This is a genomic window from Ruegeria sp. BG10, assembly GCF_056538575.1.
In genome coordinates, this window is sequence record NZ_JBQFTI010000006.1 from 151370 (window position 1) to 167454 (window position 16085).

General features: G+C 60.9%; 13 protein-coding genes, 1 other RNA gene and 1 riboswitch. Of the genes, 9 read left to right on the plus strand and 5 right to left on the minus strand.

The window, feature by feature from the left end:
- Positions 1-15: 15 nt before the first annotated feature.
- Positions 16-235: riboswitch (cobalamin riboswitch) on the minus strand.
- Positions 236-377: 142 nt separating this feature from the next.
- Positions 378-1235 (plus strand): alpha/beta hydrolase family protein, encoded by an 858-nt coding sequence (locus ACR0D8_RS19335; RefSeq protein WP_480648993.1) that lies wholly within the window; start codon positions 378-380, stop codon positions 1233-1235.
- Between the two features lie 26 nt (positions 1236-1261).
- Here the strand turns inward: ACR0D8_RS19335 and rsgA are convergent, their stop codons facing one another.
- The 3 genes from rsgA to ACR0D8_RS19350 form a co-directional block, all read right to left on the minus strand.
- Positions 1262-2290 carry a ribosome small subunit-dependent GTPase A gene (gene rsgA / locus ACR0D8_RS19340; protein WP_480648995.1) on the minus strand — a complete coding sequence of 343 codons (1029 nt, stop codon included), beginning with the start codon at positions 2288-2290 and terminating at the stop codon, positions 1262-1264.
- Between the two features lie 157 nt (positions 2291-2447).
- Positions 2448-2546: signal recognition particle sRNA small type (gene ffs, locus ACR0D8_RS19345), an RNA gene on the minus strand.
- 39 nt (positions 2547-2585) lie between these two features.
- Complete coding sequence (locus ACR0D8_RS19350) at positions 2586-4466, minus strand: 5'-nucleotidase C-terminal domain-containing protein (protein ID WP_480648997.1); 1881 nt, start codon at positions 4464-4466, stop codon at positions 2586-2588.
- 177 nt (positions 4467-4643) lie between these two features.
- Here ACR0D8_RS19350 and nudC point away from each other — a divergent pair, with 177 nt between their 5' ends.
- From nudC to ACR0D8_RS19365, 3 genes are read left to right on the plus strand one after another with little or no spacing between them, the layout of a single operon-like run.
- Positions 4644-5624 carry an NAD(+) diphosphatase gene (nudC, locus tag ACR0D8_RS19355; protein ID WP_480648999.1) on the plus strand — a complete coding sequence of 327 codons (981 nt, stop codon included), beginning with the start codon at positions 4644-4646 and terminating at the stop codon, positions 5622-5624.
- A 40-nt stretch (positions 5625-5664) separates the two neighbouring features.
- Positions 5665-6132 carry an SRPBCC family protein gene (locus ACR0D8_RS19360; protein WP_475157739.1) on the plus strand — a complete coding sequence of 156 codons (468 nt, stop codon included), beginning with the start codon at positions 5665-5667 and terminating at the stop codon, positions 6130-6132.
- Positions 6133-6165: 33 nt separating this feature from the next.
- Positions 6166-6636 (plus strand): N-acetyltransferase family protein, encoded by a 471-nt coding sequence (locus ACR0D8_RS19365; RefSeq protein WP_480649001.1) that lies wholly within the window; start codon positions 6166-6168, stop codon positions 6634-6636.
- Between the two features lie 21 nt (positions 6637-6657).
- Here the strand turns inward: ACR0D8_RS19365 and ACR0D8_RS19370 are convergent, their stop codons facing one another.
- Positions 6658-7491, minus strand: coding sequence for a prephenate dehydratase (locus ACR0D8_RS19370; RefSeq protein WP_480649003.1), 834 nt, complete (start codon positions 7489-7491; stop codon positions 6658-6660).
- 119 nt (positions 7492-7610) lie between these two features.
- Between ACR0D8_RS19370 and ACR0D8_RS19375 the strand changes: the two genes are divergently transcribed.
- The 5 genes from ACR0D8_RS19375 (at position 7611) to ACR0D8_RS19395 (ending at position 14009) form a co-directional block, all read left to right on the plus strand.
- Complete coding sequence (locus ACR0D8_RS19375; protein WP_475163378.1) at positions 7611-8120, plus strand: c-type cytochrome; 510 nt, start codon at positions 7611-7613, stop codon at positions 8118-8120.
- A gap of 174 nt (positions 8121-8294) precedes the next feature.
- The gene (locus ACR0D8_RS19380) at positions 8295-10235 is read left to right on the plus strand and encodes an extracellular solute-binding protein (RefSeq protein ID WP_475157744.1); all 1941 of its coding nucleotides are present in this window, start codon (positions 8295-8297) and stop codon (positions 10233-10235) included.
- Positions 10236-10242: 7 nt separating this feature from the next.
- Positions 10243-11328 carry a microcin C ABC transporter permease YejB gene (locus ACR0D8_RS19385; RefSeq protein ID WP_475157746.1) on the plus strand — a complete coding sequence of 362 codons (1086 nt, stop codon included), beginning with the start codon at positions 10243-10245 and terminating at the stop codon, positions 11326-11328.
- Complete coding sequence (locus ACR0D8_RS19390) at positions 11329-12435, plus strand: ABC transporter permease (RefSeq protein WP_480649005.1); 1107 nt, start codon at positions 11329-11331, stop codon at positions 12433-12435. It begins immediately after the preceding gene.
- Complete coding sequence (locus ACR0D8_RS19395; protein ID WP_480649007.1) at positions 12432-14009, plus strand: ABC transporter ATP-binding protein; 1578 nt, start codon at positions 12432-12434, stop codon at positions 14007-14009. The genes ACR0D8_RS19390 and ACR0D8_RS19395 overlap by 4 nt, the downstream gene beginning before the upstream one ends.
- Before the next feature lie 20 nt (positions 14010-14029).
- On the opposite strand, the gene ACR0D8_RS19400 is transcribed toward ACR0D8_RS19395, so the two are convergent.
- Positions 14030-15958 (minus strand): elongation factor G, encoded by a 1929-nt coding sequence (locus ACR0D8_RS19400; RefSeq protein ID WP_480649009.1) that lies wholly within the window; start codon positions 15956-15958, stop codon positions 14030-14032.
- Between the last annotated feature and the right edge of the window lie 127 nt (positions 15959-16085).

A 16085-nucleotide genomic window follows, 5' to 3' on the forward strand; every position in this document is an offset into this window, starting at 1 on the left:
ACACCCCGCCCGAGTTTCGGTTTCGGTTCGATGGCAGGTCTCCTGACTTGCGGGTCATCGCTTTGCCGACCTTCCCAGCCTTTCGGCCAGTGGTGTTCCGGCATTGCTCACCGCTTACAGTTGCGGGGGCAGTCGCGGCCTTGGTCCGTACCGGTTGTCCGGGCAGAACCGCACCGTGTTCCCTTTTCATCCCGCCCCGTGACCGGGGACGAGAACCATCACGTCATCGCTAGCGGGTGCCGGCGGGTCGAGTCAAGCGGGCTGTGCCAGGGATCAGGCGGACGCAGGGTCATCCTTGATCGGTCTTGACTCGCCGGGGGAAAAGATGCCGACTGAATTTGCTGAACTGAACGGTTCAGATCGTGGATGAGGGCACCATGTTAGACAACTCGCAAGCTGTGTTGACCGAGGATTTTCAGTTTCCCGCTGGCCCGGCCATGCTGTCGGCGCGGTTGTACCTGCCGGTGGCCGAACCCAGTGTGGCGGTCGTCATCCATGGCGCGACGGGCGTGCCGCGGGACTATTACAAGCATTTTGCTCATTGGCTGGCGGCCGAACAGGGCATGGCCTGCCTGACCTACGATTACCGCGATTTTGGCCATTCGCTGCGCGGACCGTTGAACAAGGCGCAGGCAACGATGGCGGACTGGGCTTTGACCGACATGCCTGCCGCCCGGGCCGAGATGCGGCGCAGGTTCCCGGATGCGCAGCAATGGAGCATTGGTCATTCCGTTGGCGGGATGCTGGGGCCGGTTCAGCCGGATATTGACCAGATCGACCGCATGATCTGCGTCTGTTCCGGTGCGGTGACGGTTTCGGATCACCCCTGGCCCTATCGCGCGCTGGCAATGCTGTTTTGGTACGGTCACGTGCCGTTGGCGGTGAAGTATCTGGGCTACCTGCCCGGCAAGGCGGTGGGATTCGGGGCAGACCTGCCTGCCAGCGTCTATTGGCAATGGCGCAGGTGGTGCACCGCACCCACCAACTACCTGCCCGAGATTGGTGCGACCTTGCCCGAAGCCCGTTGGGCGCAATCGAACACGCCCGTTGATCTGTTCACCTTTGAGGATGACGATGTGGTTCCGCCCGAGGCTGTCTGGCGGCTGGCCGATCTCTATGGGCCGAATGCGCGCCGACACCAGTTGTCCCCAGCTGAATTCGGCCTGTCCGAAGTCGGTCACATCGGCGCTTTTGCCCGCCGCAGCGCAGCCGTCTGGCCGCAGCTGATCGAGTAGGGCGCCGGAACCCGGCGCCCCGAAGGTCAGAACCTTTTTCGGGATTTCCTGTCCTGCATCACGGACCGCACCATTTTCCCGAAAGCCTTGTCGCGCGCCCGGGATTGCGCCACGGTTTCCGAATTCCGCGCATCCTCGCGCCGCAACTTGCGCCACCGCTCCAGCCGTTGTTGATCAAGCGTTTCGGCCTCTATAGCCTCTTGTACCGCGCAGCCGGGTTCCGAAATATGCTGGCAATCGGAAAACCGGCACTGGTCCGCCAGGTCAAGAATGTCGGAAAACACTTCATCCACACCATCCTGCGCGTCCAGCAGGCGCAGGGCCCGCATCCCCGGCGTGTCGATCAGCCATCCGCCGTTTCGCATCCGGTGCAGCGCGCGCGCCGTGGTGGTGTGACGGCCGCGGGCGTCATCTTCCCGGATGCCCGCTGTCGCGGCATCATCACCGGTCATTGCGTTGGCCAGCGTCGTTTTGCCTACGCCGGACGATCCGACCAGCGCACCCGTCTGTCCGGCGGGGCACCAGGCCAGAACCTGATCCACCGCTGCCGCGTCCAGCGCGTTGATCGTCAGAACGGTCAGAAACGGTGCCACAGATTGGGCCTGTATTTCATAATCTCGGGGATCGTCGCACCTGTCTGCCTTGGTCAGCAGCACAACCGGATAGCATCCGGACTGATGAGCCAGCGCCAGATAACGCTCCAGCCGGGGCAGGCTGAAGTCAGCGTTGCACGAACTGACAATAAAAAGCACGTCGACATTCGCCGCGATCAGCTGCGTCTGGGCACCTGTTCCAGCCGCCCGGCGCTGCAACAGGCTGCGGCGATCGAGAAGGTGAAGAACGCGCATTTGCTCATCAGCGAGCACCCAGTCGCCCACCGCAAAAGCACCGGTGCTTTTGTCCGGCGTCAACAGCGGCGCTTCTCCTTGCGGGTTCAGGCCAATCAACCGGTCGCGGTGAACGGCTGTAATGCGATAAGGGTCAAAGGGGCATTCCGCCGCGGTCTGCGCGGCAAAGTGAGAGGACCATCCGAGGTCCGAAAAACTAAGGGTCATTGATCTGCCTGTGTTCAGGTACAGCGAACCGCACAGATGGCAATCGCGCATCTGCCGGGTACGAGTTCAGGCAGTGACGGAATGTTTGCGTTTCAGAACCGCGCTGCCCGAAGGGAAATTACTACAATCATAAAAGCCCTCCTTCGGCATGGGTTCAAAGTGAGAGGTTGGACATCGACCCAAGCGGGGCTCGTTGTGGCTGCTTCCTTCCGGACCTGACCAGGTTGGCGAGGCGCTCGCCCGCGCCAACCTCTCAGGGCTTGATATAGGCAATGATCCGGGGAAAGACAACCCGTCAGAGGGTCAGGCGAACCTGCAGAAACCCGGCATCGTCCTCGCCAATCACCAGGGGGTCGTATTCCTCAAGTTCTTTAAGATGTTGCCGGGCCTTTACCCCGGTCCTCAGGATTGCCGATGCGCCGGGCAGGGGGGCAAGCCGAAAGGGGCGCGGCGCGTGTTCCAGCGGGTCTTCGGGCAGATCTCCGGACAGGTAGTCCTGAATCACCTGCTGGATGGGCAGCATTGGCAGGACAATCGGTTCCGCGTTCCCGACAAACGGAAAATGCCCGCCGCCACTGGCGCGATAGGTGTTCAGGGCAACCACAAACATCTGGTCGTCATTGATCGGGCGCCCCCTGAACCGGATATCCGCGACCCGGCGCCGGGCCGGGTCGTTCAGCCGCCCCTTCGCGTCATATCGCGGCGGTCCCGACAGATCGAACAGACAGCTTAGCCCCAAAATCACGTCGAAATTGTGCCCCGCGCGGTTCGGGTCGATCAGATCGGCGTTTGTGCCGGGTGTGATCCGGTTGAATACCCCGGCGGACATTTCAAGCCAGTCCCGCAACTGGCCGCCCGTGACGGCCAGCGCCTGCAATTCGTTGGGAAAAACATGCAGATCCGAGACATGGTGCCGGCGAACCTCACCCACCGGAACGTCCGTAAAGAACCGAGGTCCGGCACGACCGCCGAATTTGGTGGGCGACACCGCGGACAGGACGGGCAAGTCCGCAAATCGCGTTTCCCGAATGTGTGGGCGCAGCGCCGCCGCCTGAGCGGCCGCGACCAGATCCAGCCCGCGGTCCCGGGCGCAAAAGCTGAAATAGCTGTGAAGATGCCGCTCGGTTTGCCCGACGGGTTCTGCCGTTCGCCTGCGGGTTTCACCATGACCCCGGGCAATAAGGCGCAGAACCTCGGGGTCTTCTGCAACCGGCTCCGGCGGGTGCCCGGGTATTGCGCGGCAGACAGGGCGAAGTTCGTTGCGGTGATCCGCAACCGACCATCTTCCGTCGTCGGACAGGTTCAGCGTCAAGTCCATGACACCCAGATGCGACCCGGCCGAACCCGGCATCACTACGGGTTTGCCATGCACACGCCCCCGCAAGGCATCGACATGCAGTATACCGTCATGCACTTTGCCGGGCAGGGTCAGATGCGAATGCCCGGCGATCAGCGCGTCGATTCCTTCGATTGCCGCCAATGGCAGAATCGCGTTTTCAAGATCGGGCTCGGCCTCCGCCGGTCCCAGCCCGGTATGCGCAAGGGCAAGAACCAGATCGCAGCCCCGCGCCCGAAGGTCCGGCACCGCTTCCTGCGCGCAATTCAGCATGTCGTCGATGACGACCCTGCCCGCCAGTCGATGCGCTTCCCATCTGGCGGTTTGGGGTGGCAAGACAGAGAAGACGCCGATCTTTAGGGGAATGTGACCCGCATGCGTCGGCAATGTCCGGGTCAGGATCAGACGATCCCGCCAGGCAGCTGCGGCGTCCCGGCAGTACGCGTTGCTGCACAGAACGGGGCAAGGCGCATCCGCAATGATGCGTTCCAGCGTATCCAGCCCAAAGCCGAAATCGTGATTGCCCAGCCCGATCGCGTCATAGCCCAGAGTGGCGAAAGCCCGCATCAGAATATGCGGTGCATTGGCCTCTTCGGCTGCCCACTCGCCAATCGGGGTGCCCTGAAGGGAATCTCCGTTGTCGAACAGCAAGACTTGCACGCCTTCGGCCTCGGCTTCATTGCGTGCAGACCGGATCAGGCTGGCGGTTCGCGCAAAGCCAATTGTCGGTTCCGGCGCATCAGTTAAGTAATCGAAGCCGCCAAGATTCATGTGCAGATCCGACGTTGCCAGTATGCGTATCTGCAAGGAGGGTGGCGAGGCAGCAGGGGGAGGTTTCAAATTTCTACTTCTGGCAGTTTTATATTAATCACTTTCAACAAAAAGAGCAGTCATTGCAATCTGTAAGGTGCACTTGCCGCCATTCGAGCGCATCGAGTGATGCACGTTGTCAGGAATTGTCGTTGCAACGGGTCGATTGCCGTGGCAGCCCTGTGCGGGGGACCCAAAGGAATTCCGATGAAAAACGCAGAAACTGTGACGTTTGGTGGCTCGGGCCTGGATCGCGCCGCGCATTTTCGTGGCAGCGCCGGGGACATTTTGCGCATGCGGGCGGATCCGCAGGCAAAATGCCTGCTGCTGTGGCGCGGCAAGGTGCTGGTTCAGGGCGCAGCGCTGGATCGGCTGGGATTGGTCCCGATGGCGCATGGTCTGGTCACCGACGGGCCGGGCGGCCGGGTGGAAGAACCCGTCTTTCTGGGCCTCTCGGACGATGCGCCTGTGTTTGCCGTCGATATTTCGGACTGGTCCGCCGAGGGTCTGGATCTGTCGCAGGTCGGCGCGTTTCTCGACCGGTCAGAACAGCAGCATCCGGATCTTCCGCAGGGCCACGTCTTTGCCGAACTGCGCCGCGTGATGACACGGCTGTCGGCGCGGGATGCCGAACTTGCGGCGGCGGCCAAGGCTGTGATCGGGTGGCATGAGATTCACCGGTTTTGCGCGCGCTGCGGCGCACCCAGCGTATTGGCGCAGGCTGGGTGGCAACGCGGCTGCCCGGCCTGCGGGGGTCAGCACTTTCCGCGTACCGATCCGGTGGTGATCATGTTGATCACGCACGCAGACTCGGTCCTGATGGGGCGATCGCCGGGCTGGCCTGAGGGGATGTATTCCCTGCTTGCCGGATTCGTCGAACCGGGCGAAACGCTGGAGGCCGCGGTCAGGCGCGAAGTCATGGAAGAGGCTGGCGTGCCCGTCGGAGCCGTCTCGTACCTGTCCAGCCAGCCCTGGCCCTTCCCGGCCTCGCTGATGTTCGGCTGCGCGGGCGAGGCATTGTCGCGCGATATCACCATTGATCCGGTTGAAATCGAGAACGCAATCTGGGTCAGCAAATCCGAGATGTTGCAGGCATTTGCAGGCGAACATCCGACCCTGCTGCCCGCCCGCAAGGGCGCCATCGCGCATTTTCTGCTGCAAAACTGGCTTGCGGATACGCTCGACTGACAAAATACTGGGTGAAAGTCCAAGAGAACCAAGAGCCGACATGCAGTTTACAGCGCGCGAAGATATCGAAGCCCCCATCAATGCGGTGTTCGATATGGTTGCCGATTTCGAACGGTTCGAACGGATGGCAATGCGCCGTGGTATCGAGGTGCGCCGCCTGTCCGGTCACATGGCTGTGGTGCCCGGGACCCAGTGGGAAACCGAGTTCAAGCTGCGCGGCAAGCCGCGTCAGGTCGCGATTGAGATGGCCGAATGCGATCCGCCGTCGCACATGCGTTTCGTTGCAAAAAGCAAGGGAATGAACGGTGTTACGCTGGTTGAGTTCCTGGCCTTGTCACAACGAAGAACGCGTCTGAGCGTGGAGATGTCGCTTGCGGCCAGATCCCTGCCGGCGCGGCTGTTGCTTCAATCGCTCAGGCTGGGTCAATCGCGGTTCCGCCGCCAGTTTCAGGTGCGCCTGCGGGAATTCGCCCGCGAAATGGAAGAGCGCCATTTGCACGGCAGTTAACGGGCGCTGTGCGTCAATCGGATCGGGGGTGTGATGGACAATGTAACGATCCGCAAAGTAGACCCGGATGACGCCGTCGGAATCTCCAAGGTGCTGCAGGACATCGCGGCGGCAGGCAAACGCACCAAGCCAACCGATGCCGCATTCGCGCAGGCGCGCTACGTGGCGCATCCCGACCGGGTGCAATGCTCGGTAGCGCAAGACAAAAGTGGCAGAATTCTGGGGTTCCAATCGCTGATACGGGCGGTCGACAACAACGCCTATGACGTGGCTGTCGGCTGGGGCATCATCGGTACGCATATCCGCCCCTCAGCGGCGCGTCGCGGAGTTGGGCGTGCCCTGTTCCGGGCAACGCTGAATGCGGCGCATGCCGCCGGAATTCCAGCTATTGATGCGACGATTTCCGCAACCAACGCCGAGGGGCTGGCCTACTACGACGCAATGGGGTTCCTCGACTACAAGTGGCACAGCGGTGCCGTGTCGAAAAAATTCGTCCTGCGATGACCTTTGTAAACCTGCCGGGTGTCAGCCGCGGGGCCGGGCCGCCGGGTAGACGCCCAGAACTTCGACATTGGTGGTGAAATGCTCAAGCTCTTCCATGGCCAGCTTCACACTCCGGTCGTCCGGATGCCCGACGATATCGGCATAGAACTGGGTCGCGGTGAAGGATCCGTCGACCATGTAGCTTTCCAGCTTGGTCATGTTGATGCCATTGGTCGCAAAGCCGCCCATCGCCTTGTACAGCGCCGCTGGAATGTTGCGGACCTGAAACACGAAGCTGGTGATCATGCCGTGTTCGCCTCGCCGTGACATATCCGCCTGCCGCGACATCACCAGAAACCGGGTGGTGTTGTTGTCGCGGTCCTCGATATGGCGGGCCAGAACGTTCAGCCCGTAGATTTCGCCGGCCAGTTCGCTGGCCAGAGCCGCCGAGTGCAGCTCACCCTGTTCCGAAACCTCGCGCGCGGCGCGGGCGTTGTCGGGGCTGACCCGGCCGCGGATGTCATGTTTCTTCAGGAACCCCGCGCATTGTGGCAGCAGGACCAGATGCGAATGCGCCTCGGTGACATCCGCCAGCGTTGCACCGGGCACCGCCAGCAGGTTGATGTGAACACGGACGAACGCCTCGTCGATGATATGCAGCCCGCTATGGGGCAGCAGACGGTGAATATCGGCCACCCGTCCATAGGTCGTGTTTTCGACCGGCAGCATCGCCAGATCGGCGTCACCGGCGCGGACCGATTCGATCACATCCTCGAAAGTGCGGCAGGGCAAGGCCTCCATATCGGGGCGGGCATTGCGGCAGGCCTCGTGGCTATAGGCGCCGGGTTCCCCCTGAAATGCGATACGTTTGGTCATTTGGTCGATTCCGTGCAACAAGTTCTTGAATTGGGCGTTTAGTCGCGGTGTCTATACCTTGCCTCTTGTCAGGGGAAGCCTTAGACACCCCGCAGACAGCTGAAATGGACTCGCGATCAATGTTCGACACGATGACAGTTACCAAGGCCGCAGCAGGCCTGTTTGGCACCTTCCTGGTGCTGCTTTTGGCCAAATGGGGTGCCGAGGCTCTCTACCACGCCGATGGGCATGGCGAGACGGCCTCTTACATCATCGAAACCGAGAGCGCGGGCGAAAGCGCCGACGGCGAAGAGGTGGTGTTCGAAGATATGCTGGCAGCGGCGGATCCCGAAAAGGGCGCCCGCGTGTTCCGCAAATGCACCGCCTGCCACAAGCTGGAAGATGGCGCCAACGGCACCGGTCCGTACCTGTATGGTGTGGTTGACCGCCCGGTTGCGTCGGCCAAAGGCTTCGGCGGGTATTCGGCGGCCATGCAGGCGCATGGCGGCAACTGGACGCCCGAAGCGCTGGACGCGTTCCTGGAACGCCCAAGCGCCTATATCTCGGGCACATCGATGAGCTTTGCCGGCCTGAAAAAGCCGCAGGAACGGGCCGATCTGATTGCCTATCTGCAGACCATCGGCAACTGATCCGGCGATCACGCGCGCAAAATTCAAAGCCGCTGCCAAGTGCAGCGGCTTTATTTTTTGTCTAAGTATAACTTCACAAAGCGTTCACGCATTCTAAACTTGCAACTGTCAGTGCTGGTCTTTTAGCTGGCGCGGGCAAGATAAAGGTTAATGCGAACCGCAGGAGAGGCAGTTATGGCGAAAAATGAGTCCCGGACCTTCAGGTTCGACATGAACCGCAGAACCACCTTGCAACTGCTGGGGGCCAGCGCGCTGACAACAAGCCTGCCCGCCCTTCCCGGATTTGCCGCTGGCGTTGAAGAGGAAGAGGTTATCCGGGCGCATGGTTATTCGTTTTTCGGCGACCTGAAATACCCCTCGGATTATACGCATTTCGACTACGTAAACCCGGATGCGCCGGTCGGGGGCGAGATTTCGGTCAGCACGCGCGGCACGTTCGATGGCATGAACCGGTTCAACTGGCAGGGCAAGGCCGGGCTGTATTCCGGGCTGATCGCCGAGGGCATGTTCGGGGACGGACCTTTTGGCACCTCGACCCCGGCCGACAGCATTACCGAGCAATATTGCCTGATCGCCGAGGCGGTGGAATATCCGGTCAGCAAGACCTGGTGCGTCTTCCATATGCGCCCCGAAGCCCGGTTCGCTGATGGCACCGCGCTGACGGCGCATGACGCCGCCTTCACCCACGATCTGTTTCTGGAACAGGCGATCCGCAGCTATTCCCGCGCCGTCAAGCAACGCATCAAGGGTTACGAGATCATTGATGATCACACCATCAAGTACAATTTCGTCGATGGCATATCCCGCCGATCGCTGATTTCGCAGGTCGGCAATACACCGGTCTTTTCGAAGGATTGGTACGAAAGAACGGGTGAAAGGCTGGACAAGCAGAGTTGGAACACCCCGATGGGCAGCGGGCCTTACGTGGTCGACAGCTATGAGGCCAACCGGTTCATCGTCTATAAACGCAACCCGGATTACTGGGGTTGGCATCTGCCGATCAACAAGGGGCGGCATAACTTCGAGCGGGTCCGCGTCGAGTATTTTGCGGATGACGCCGCCGAGTTTGAGGCGTTCAAAGCGGGTCTTTATACGTTCCGGGCCGAAGGCAGCACCAAGAAATGGGCGACCGGGTATAATTTCCCCGCCGTCGAGAAAGGGTATGTCAAGCTTGAGACGCTGCCCGACATGACGCCGCCGGCGGCTTCCGGGTTCGTGTTCAATTTCCTGCGTGAACCCTTCACGGATATCAAAGTCCGTGAGGCGCTGGGACTGGCATTCAATTTCGACTGGACCTCGGCCTCGCTGCAATATGGGCTGACGACGCAGCGCCACTCGTTCTCGGAAAATTCCGAAGTTCAGGCTTTTGGCGTGCCCGAAGGGGCAGAGAAGGCGTTTCTGGAAGGCCTGGGCGATGTCGTACCGGCCGAGCTGATGACGGAAGAGGCGGTATTGGCCCATTCGTCCAACCCGGCCCGACCAACGGACCGTCGCAACAAACGCCGCGCGCTGAAACTGTTCGAAGAGGCGGGCTGGACCGTGGATGGAAGCGGCAAGCTGCGCAATGCGGATGGCGATCTGATGCAGTTCAAGATCATGCTGTCGGGTGCGTCCTCCGATACTGTCGAAGCGATCATTACAACCTATGTCGAAACCCTGCGGAATTTCGGCGTGTCCGTCGAGGCCGAGAAAGTGGACACCGCCCAGTACACCCAACGCTACTACGACAAGGACTGGGACATGATGTTCTTCCGGAACCAGCCCTTTGAGGTGGCCAGCACCGCGCTGAAACAGGCTTATGGGTCTGAAACCGCTGTCGTGTCGTCGTATAACCCACAATCGCTGCAGGACCCGCTGATCGACGCGATCATCGAGCAATCCCTGCACACCAAATCGCGCGAAGAAGAGATCGCGGCCCTGCAGGCGCTGGATCGCGCCCTGCGGTTCCGGCGCATTCAGATCCCCGCCGGATATGTCGCCGAACACTGGGTTGCCTATTACGACATGTACGAGCACCCGGAAGAATTGCCGCCAAGGGGGCTTGGCTATCTGGATTTTTGGTGGTTCAACGAAGAAAAATACGAGGCCCTGAAGGCCGCTGGTGCGTTGAGGTAGCAAACCCTTGGGAGCATACATTCTCAGACGCCTGCTGTTGGTGATACCAACATTGCTGGGCATCATGATCGTCAATTTCACTTTGGTGCAGTTCGTTCCCGGCGGACCGATCGAACAAATTCTCGCGCAGATGCAGGGCGAAGGCGATGTCTTTGCCGGTTTCGCAGGGGGCGAAGGGGCCACCAACGAAGAGACATTTGGCTCTGACAGCGAATACATAGGTGCGCGCGGACTGCCGAAAGAGTTCATCGAAGATCTGGAAAAGGAATTCGGATTCGACAAACCGCCGGTCGAACGGTTCCTGACGATGATGGGGAATTACCTGGTTCTGGATTTTGGAGAGAGCTATTTCCGCTCGATCAGCGTTATCGATCTGGTGCTTGAGAAGATGCCGGTTTCAATCTCGCTGGGCCTGTGGTCGACCCTGATCGCCTATCTGGTGTCGATCCCGCTGGGTATCCGCAAGGCGGTGAAGGACGGATCGAAATTCGACACCTGGACCAGCGGAACGATCATCGTGGCCTATGCCATCCCCGGTTTCCTGTTTGCGATCCTGCTGCTGGTTCTGTTCGCCGGCGGGTCCTACTGGCAGATTTTCCCGCTGCGCGGGCTGACATCGGATAACTGGGAAAGCCTCAGCCTGTTCGGCAAGATCGCGGATTATTTCTGGCACATCACGCTGCCCATCATTGCGCTGACCATTTCGGCCTTTGCGACGCTGACACTGCTGACCAAGAACTCGTTTCTGGACGAGATCAAGAAACAATATGTCATGACCGCCCGCGCCAAGGGGCTGAGCGAGGGCAAGGTTCTCTATGGGCACGTATTCCGCAACGCGATGCTGATCGTCATCGCCGGTTTTCCGGCCGTGTTCATCGGCGTGTTCTTTGGCGGTTCGATCATTATCGAAACGATATTCTCGCTGGACGGGCTGGGCCGTCTGGGGTTCGAGGCCGCCGTGGCCCGCGATTACCCGGTGATTTTCGGCACGCTGTTCATCTTTGGCCTGATGGGTCTGGTTGTCGGGATCATAAGCGACCTGATGTATGTGCTGGTGGACCCGCGCATCGACTTCGAAAAGCGGGAGGGGTAGATGTCGCTTTCCCCGCTGAACCAGCGCCGCTGGCGCAATTTCCGACGCAATGGCCGGGCGTTCTGGTCCCTGATCATCTTCTCGGTGTTGTTCGGCCTGTCGTTGTTTGCCGAGTTTATTGCCAACGACAAGCCGATCCTGGTGAAATACCGGGGTGAGTTCTACACCCCGATCTTCAATTTCTATGCCGAGACCGAGTTCGGCGGCGATTTCCAGACCGAGGCGATCTATAGCGACCCCGAGGTGAAATGCCTGATCGACAGCGGTGGGCTGGAACAGTGTTTCGACGACCCCGAAGGGATTGTCGACCAGATCAGGGCCGGGACGTATGAGGCCGAAGGCTTTGAGCGCGGCTGGGCCATCTGGCCGCTGATCCCCTATTCCTACAACACCAGCGTGGATCGTCCCGGCGCGGCCCCCCTGCCGCCCAACGGGCAGAACCTGCTGGGCACCGACGACACCAAGCGCGATGTTCTGGCGCGGGTGATCTATGGTTTCCGGCTGTCGATCCTGTTCACGCTGCTGGTGACCGGCGCGGCCAGTCTGATCGGAATATTCGCCGGGGCCATTCAGGGCTTTTTCGGCGGCTGGCTGGACCTGATCTTTCAGCGGATCATTGAAATCTGGTCCGCCACGCCGTCGCTTTATGTGATCATCATCATGTTTGCCATTCTGGGACGAAGTTTCTGGCTTTTGGTGGCGCTGATGATCCTGTTCGGCTGGACGGGTCTGGTGGGCGTCGTGCGCGCCGAATTCCTGCGCGCGCGGAACCTTGAATATGTGCGCGCCGCGCGGGCGCTGGGCGTGGGCAACATGACCATCATGTTCCGCCACATGCTGCCCAACGCCATGGTGGCCACGCTGACCTTTATGCCCTTTATAGTGACTGGCACAATCGGCGGTCTGGCCAGTCTCGATTTCCTTGGCTTTGGTTTGCCGTCTTCGGCCCCGTCACTGGGCGAACTTACGCTGCAGGCGAAACAGAACCTGCAGGCGCCATGGCTGGCATTCACCGCGTTCTTCACCTTTGCCATCATGCTGTCGCTGCTGGTCTTCATCTTCGAAGGCGTCCGCGATGCGTTTGACCCCAGAAAGACCTTTTCATGAGCCTGCTCGACGTGAACAACCTCAAGGTCTCGTTCCGGCAGGACGGACAGGTTTCGGCGGCGGTCAGGGGCGTGTCCTTCACCGTGGACCGCGGCGAGACCGTCGCGCTGGTTGGTGAATCGGGATCGGGCAAGTCGGTAACGGCCCTGTCCACCGTGTCCTTGCTGGGCGACAGCGCATTGGTCGAGGGCTCGGTCCGGTATGACGGGCAGGAGATGATTGGCGCATCCGAGGACAGGCTGATGGATGTGCGCGGCAACGACATCAGCTTTATCTTTCAGGAGCCGATGACGTCGCTCAACCCGCTGCACACGATCCACAAGCAGATGGCCGAGTCGCTGGCCCTGCATCAGGGGCTGAAAGGCGACGCGGCCCGCGACCGGATCGTCGAACTGCTGACCAAGGTGGGCATCCGTGATCCGCATGAGCGGCTGGACAGCTATCCGCACCAACTGTCCGGTGGGCAGCGCCAGCGGGTCATGATCGCGATGGCGCTGGCCAACAAGCCGGACATTCTGATCGCTGATGAACCGACGACTGCACTGGACGTCACCATTCAGGCTCAGATACTGGAACTGCTGGCCGAACTGCAGAAATCCGAGAATATGGGAATGCTGTTCATCACCCACGATCTGGGCATCGTGCGCCGCATTGCCGACCGGGTCTGCGTGATGAAGGACGGCGAGATTGTCGAGACCGGTGCCACCGCGAAAATTTTCGACAACCCGCAACACCCCTATACGCGCAAGCTGCTGGCGGCTGAACCCTCGGGTCATCCCGACCCGGTGGCGACAGATGCCGAAGAGGTTGCGCGCACCGATCACCTCAAGGTCTGGTTCCCGATCCAGCGCGGGTTTCTGAAACGCACCGTGGGTTACGTGAAGGCGGTTAATGATGCCACGCTCAGCGTGCGCGCGGGTGAAACGGTGGGCATCGTGGGCGAAAGCGGATCAGGCAAGACAACGCTGGCGCTGGCAATCATGCGGCTGATCGCATCCGAGGGCGGCATAACCTTCCGCGACCGGGATGTGCGCCGCTGGTCCACGCGTGAGCTGCGCCGGCTGCGTAAGGACATGCAGATCGTGTTTCAGGACCCCTTCGGCAGTCTCAGCCCACGGATGACGTGCCAGCAGATCATTGCCGAGGGGCTGGCGATCCATAATGTCGACCCTCACCGCGCCCCGCGGGAACTGGTGGCCGAAGTGATGACCGAAGTTGGTCTGGACCCGGCCGCGATGGACCGTTATCCGCACGAATTCTCGGGCGGGCAGCGTCAGCGCATCGCCATCGCGCGCGCTATGGTCCTGCGGCCCAAGCTGCTGGTTCTGGACGAACCCACCAGTGCGCTGGACATGACCGTGCAGGTGCAGATTGTCGATCTACTGCGTGACCTACAGCGGAAATACGGTCTGGCCTATCTGTTCATCAGCCATGACCTGAAGGTCGTGCGTGCCATGTCGCATAACGTGATCGTCATGCGGAACGGGGATGTCATCGAGATGGGATCGGCGGAAGACCTGTTTGAAAACGCGCAAACCGACTACACCCGCGAACTGATAGCGGCGGCGGGCTGAAATCCGCCCGCCACCGTAACTCAGGCGCTGGCTTTTTCGCGATCGGCCCCTTTTGGCACCGGTCCGCGCAGTTCCTCATAGTGATCAAAGCTCAGCTTCACCCAACCGGTGCCGCGCGTGGCGCTGGCGAGGGTGCGATGCAGCTCGTCTTCGGCAACGGCAGGAAGCTGGGCGTTGAATATTTCCCACCCGGACGCGTTGGGATTGCCTTCAAAACCCAGAACCTGACCTTGCAGCGAACTGATGGTCGGAACCAGATCACCAACGAAATCTGACGGCAGGTGAATCTCGGCATTCAGGATGGGTTGCAGAACCACGGGCTTGGCCTGTGGCAACGCCTCGCGCACCGCGTTCTTGCCGGCTGTGCGGAACGCATAATCCGAGCTGTCCACGTTATGGTGCTTGCCATCGCTCAGCGTGACTTTGACGTCAACAACCGGGAACCCTTCGGGACCCTGCGCCAGCGCGTCCTGCGCCCCGTGTTCGACCGAGGGGATATAGTTCTTGGGCACCGCGCCGCCCTTGACGATTTCCTCGAACTGGAACCCCGATCCGCGCGGCATTGGCGCAATCGAAATCACCACGTCCGCAAATTGTCCCGCGCCGCCGGATTGTTTGCGGTGGCGGTGCCGGTGCTCGACCGGCGCGCGGATCGTTTCGCGATAGGCGGTTTCGACCTGTTCGGTCCCGATCTCGATCCCGAAATCTTCGTCCAGCTTGGCGGTGACGCGCCGCATATGTTGCGGCCCTTGCGAGCCCAGAATGGCATGACCGCTCAGTTCGTCCTGTGCCAGTTGCAGGCCCGGATCAATCTCGACCAACCTGGACAATGCGTTGGACAGGCGCACATCGTCGCGCTCGTGCGCCGGCAGAACGATCTGCCGGTGCGCGGCGGGGTGGGACGCCGCCCATTCGGGCAGTGGGGTCGACGAACTGCTGTCGTACAGGTATCCGGGATTGAGGTGATCGGACTTGACGGCCAGCCCGATTTGCCCGGCTTCTATTTCGGAAATCTGTGTCTTGGCATCCAGCGTGGTCAGGTTGCCGACCGTTTCACCGCCCAGGTTTTCATGCGCCTTGACGCCTGCACCCAAACCGCGCAGCACCACGATCTTGCCGATGTGCTTTTTGACATCGGCAAAGCCCGCAATGGCGCGCGCGTCTTCCGCGGCTTCGTCGCGGCCGGCGGCAATATCGAATTCCGGCGCCTCGTGCCGCAAAGCCTTCATCAGGCGGGTCAGGCCGTTGCCATGGCTGGCCGCGCCCAGGCAGGCGGGAATCAGCTGATGGTTCTGCAAAACCTGCGCGGCGAGGTCATAGATTTCCGCGCTGGGCGGTTGCTTGTCCTCGATCAGTTGCTCCAGCAGGTTGTCATCGAAATCCGACAAGGTCTCCAGCAATTCGGTCCGGGCTTCCTGTTCGCGGTCTTCGACGGACTGCGGCAGTTCGATCAGGGCCGAGGGTTTGCCTTCCTGATACTTCCACGCCCGTTCCGAGATCAGATCGACGGCGCCCACGATGGTGTCCCCGTCGCGGATCGGAACCTGGCGAAGCGTGATGTGGTGCGCGCAATAGGTCTGCAGGGACGAGATGATGTCGCGGATTCGGCCGTTGGGATTGTCCATCCGGTTAATGAACAGAAAACAGGGAATGCCCGCCTCTTCAACCAGTCGCAGGTAAGGTGCGCACAGAACGGCGGCATTCGGGTCCGGTGGCACAACGATGACCGCCGCGTCCGAAATTGCCAAGGCCGGGCCGACATAGGCCAGGTTGTCGCCGCCACCGTCCACATCGACGGCGCACCAGGGCTCGCCCAAGTAAGAAAAACCGTGCAAATGCACGGTTCCGGATACGTCGAATGTGGTGGGTCGGTCGTCAAGGCGGCTAATGGCCTCGACCAGAGTGGTCTTGCCCGATTGGCTGGGGCCGAGGACGGTGAAAACGCGCATGGGTGTTGTCCCTCTTTCCGGTTGCAGAACGGCTGCGCGAAAGGGGTGGCCTGACGCGGATGCGTTGGCACGGGATGTCTTGTACTCGGCCTGCCTCGGGCGCGGGCGGGATGATGCCCGCCCTGCG